General features: G+C 62.5%; 3 protein-coding genes. All 3 read left to right on the top strand.

The window, feature by feature from the left end:
* The first annotated feature begins 346 nt into the window (after positions 1-346).
* Positions 347-1,744, top strand: a complete 1,398-nt coding sequence (fumC, locus tag NKK51_RS32340) for a class II fumarate hydratase (protein WP_352556340.1) — start codon at positions 347-349, stop codon at positions 1,742-1,744.
* Between the two features lie 236 nt (positions 1,745-1,980).
* Positions 1,981-2,400, top strand: a complete 420-nt coding sequence (locus NKK51_RS32335) for a DoxX family protein (protein ID WP_127289105.1) — start codon at positions 1,981-1,983, stop codon at positions 2,398-2,400.
* Between the two features lie 258 nt (positions 2,401-2,658).
* Positions 2,659-3,063, top strand: a complete 405-nt coding sequence (locus tag NKK51_RS32330) for a DoxX family protein (protein ID WP_352556338.1) — start codon at positions 2,659-2,661, stop codon at positions 3,061-3,063.
* The last annotated feature ends 248 nt before the right edge of the window (positions 3,064-3,311 follow it).

Genomic DNA, 3,311 nt, shown 5'->3' with positions numbered 1-3,311 from the left:
CGTCAAACCCCAGCCAATCCGGCCTCAAACCCGAGCCGCAAGGCACCCCACATTGGCCTGACCCTCCCTCCTTGCCCCTATAACTTAATAACGCAACGGGCCCACAGGGGGAGAAGGTGGCCGCGAAGAGGTCGGATGAGGGGTGTTCCAGCTTGGCGCCGACGGCACTCCGTCACCCACCCCTCAACCGTCTCGGCGCTGCGCGCCGATCCACCTTCTCCCACAAGGGGAGAAGGCGAGAAGCGCCGCACCTTCAACCGATTTGCATCCTCGCCGTCCGCAATCTCCGCTTGAAGCCGTTTGTGCAACGCGATACGCCGTTGCCGACTTCGACAAGGAGAGACCCGTGACCGCTGCAAAGACCAGAACCGAAACCGACACGTTCGGCCCGATCGAAGTCGCCGCCGACCGCTATTGGGGCGCGCAGGCGCAGCGTTCCCTTGGCAATTTCAAGATCGGCTGGGAAAAGCAGCCGGCATCGATCGTGCGCGCGCTGGGCATCGTCAAGCGGGCTGCGGCCGAAGCCAATATGGACCTTCAACGGCTCGACCCGGCGATCGGCAAGACGATTGTCGAGGCGGCACAAGAGGTCATCGACGGCAAGCTCGACGAGCATTTCCCGCTCGTGGTCTGGCAGACCGGCTCGGGCACGCAGTCCAACATGAACGCCAATGAGGTGATCTCCAACCGGGCGATCGAGATGCTGGGCGGCGTCATGGGCTCCAAGAAGCCGGTGCATCCCAACGACCACGTCAATATGAGCCAGTCGTCGAACGACACCTATCCGACGGCCATGCACATCGCCTGCGCCGAACGCATCGTGCACGATCTGTTGCCGGCGCTGAAGCACCTGCACAAGGCGCTCGCCGCCAAGAGCAGAGAGTTCAATCACATCATCAAGATCGGCCGCACGCACACGCAGGATGCCACCCCACTGACGCTTGGCCAGGAATTTTCGGGCTATGCCGCGCAGGTTGCCTCGTCGATCAAGCGCATCGAGCTGACATTGCCAGGCCTGCAGGAACTGGCGCAAGGCGGCACCGCCGTCGGCACCGGCCTCAACGCGCCGGTCGGCTTCGCCGAAAGGGTGGCGGATCGCATCGCCACCATCACCGGCATTGCCTTCGTCACCGCGCCGAACAAGTTCGAGGCGCTGGCGGCCCATGATTCCATGGTGTTTTCGCACGGCGCCATCAATGCGGCGGCCGCCGCGCTGTTCAAGATCGCCAACGACATCCGTTTCCTCGGTTCCGGCCCGCGTTCGGGCCTCGGCGAGCTGTCGCTGCCGGAAAACGAGCCGGGCTCGTCGATCATGCCGGGCAAGGTCAACCCGACCCAGTGCGAGGCGCTGACGCAGGTCTGCGTGCAGGTGTTCGGCAACAATGCGGCGCTCACCTTCGCCGGCAGCCAGGGCCATTTCGAGCTCAACGTCTACAACCCGCTGATGGCCTACAACTTCCTGCAGTCGGTGCAGTTGCTCTCCGACGCCTCGGTCTCCTTCACCGACAATTGCGTCGTCGGCATCGAGGCCCGCGAAGACAACATCAAGGCGGCACTCGACCGCTCGCTGATGCTGGTGACGGCGCTGGCGCCGACCATCGGCTACGACAATGCCGCCAAGATCGCCAAGACCGCGCACAAGAAGGGCACCACGCTGCGCGAGGAAGCGCTTGCCACCGGGCTGGTCAGCGAAGCCGATTACGACCGGCTGGTGCGGCCGGAGGACATGACGCATCCGGGGTAAACAATTCCAGGAAAAATGTCTTGCGGTTTTCCGTCCGGAATTGCGTCAACCAAAAGCCCGGTATTCCGCGACGGGAGAATTTACTCCCGTCGCAACCCGACCCGAAGCAAATTTTGCGCGGGCCGCCCGATCACGGAAATGTAAGTACTGTGAACAATGTGTCGCCAACCTGGTGGCTTTGGTGAACAGTCGGCTTGCTCTATCTCACCGGTATCAACCCCTTCCGGAGAGCCACCATGTCCATCAACACTTCAGTCGCCGGTTCCGGCGCATCCAATGCCTCGACCACCATTCTCCTCGGCCGCGTCCTGCTTGCCGTCATCTTCCTGCTTTCAGGCTTCGGCAAGCTGACCGCCATCACCGGCACGGCCGGCTATTTCGGCAGCCTCGGCCTGCCCTTGCCGACCGTAACGGCCATTGTCGTCGGCCTGATCGAGCTTCTCGGCGGCCTCGCCATCCTCGTCGGCTTCAAGACCCGGATTGTCGCCTGGGTGCTGGCGATCTTCACGGTCGCTACTGGCTTGGTCGCCCACACCGGTTGGGCTGACCAGATGCAGATGATCCAGTTTCTCAAGAACCTCGCCATCGCTGGCGGCTTCCTCGTGCTGGCTTCCTCGGGCGCCGGTGCCTATTCGATCGACGCCAAGCGCGGCTGAGCCAAAAACTGGCAATAGCCGAACGAAAGAGCGGCGCGGAATTTTCCGCGCCGCTTTTTCGTTGTTGGTACATGCCCGCCGATCTGTCGGCCGGAGTTTTCTGCTAGAGCAGTTCACCGTTTCACGGAAACGGCCAACCGCTCTAACTCTTTGATTTGACACAATTCCGGGCGGAAAACCGTTTCACACTCTTCCTGGAATTGCTCTAGGATCGGGGCATCGGACGAGGCCGGCCGGCGGCCGATAACGGAGGTGAACATGCCCCGCAACGCGCTGCTCCTGCTCTCCCGGCTGCTGCTCGCCGCCCTGTTCGTGCCCTCCGGTTTCCAGGGTTTGAGCGATATTGCCGGCACGACAGGCTATTTCGCCGGCCTCGGCCTGCCGCTGCCGACGCTTGCCGCCTGGGGCACGGGACTGTTCGAACTGATCGCCGGGCTGCTCATCCTGGTCGGTTTCCAGACCCGGATCGCGGCGCTGCTGCTCGCCGCCTTCTGCATTGCCGCCGGTTTCATCGGCCATTACGGCCAGGGCGGCGGCGACGCGATGCTCGCCTTCCTGCACCAGCAGATGCTGATGAAGGACATTGCGATAGCAGGCGGGTTCGTTGCGCTGGCGATGGCTGGCGCGGGAGCCTGGTCGGTCGACGGGCGCGGTTTGGCCTGACGGACTGGGTTGGAAACGTCAACGGGACAGCACCCCCCTCTGTCCTGCCGGACATCTCCCCCGCAACGAGGGAGATCGGATGTCATCCAGGCTTTCGCCAATCTTCAATGTTGCAAGAAAAAAGCACCGACGACGAAGCAGCCAATCTCCCCCTTGTTTGGACCGGAGACATCGCGAACAGGTGTGCGAGGACATCGCGAACAGTTTTGTCACTTATCGTCTGCAGAGGTTGAGGTCGACTGTTTCTA

The organism is Mesorhizobium sp. M0011, assembly GCF_040324155.1.
In the GTDB taxonomy this organism is placed as follows: domain Bacteria; phylum Pseudomonadota; class Alphaproteobacteria; order Rhizobiales; family Rhizobiaceae; genus Mesorhizobium.
The sequence above is the reverse complement of the archived record's forward strand: the minus strand, read 5'-3'. Positions and strand labels throughout refer to the sequence as shown.

Excerpts from the sequence above, each read along its gene's own strand:
- NKK51_RS32335 (WP_127289105.1), top strand. The coding sequence starts at position 1,981 with ATGTCCATCAACACTTCAGTCGCCGGTTCCGGCGCATCCAATGCCTCG.
- NKK51_RS32330 (WP_352556338.1), top strand. The coding sequence starts at position 2,659 with ATGCCCCGCAACGCGCTGCTCCTGCTCTCCCGGCTGCTGCTCGCCGCC.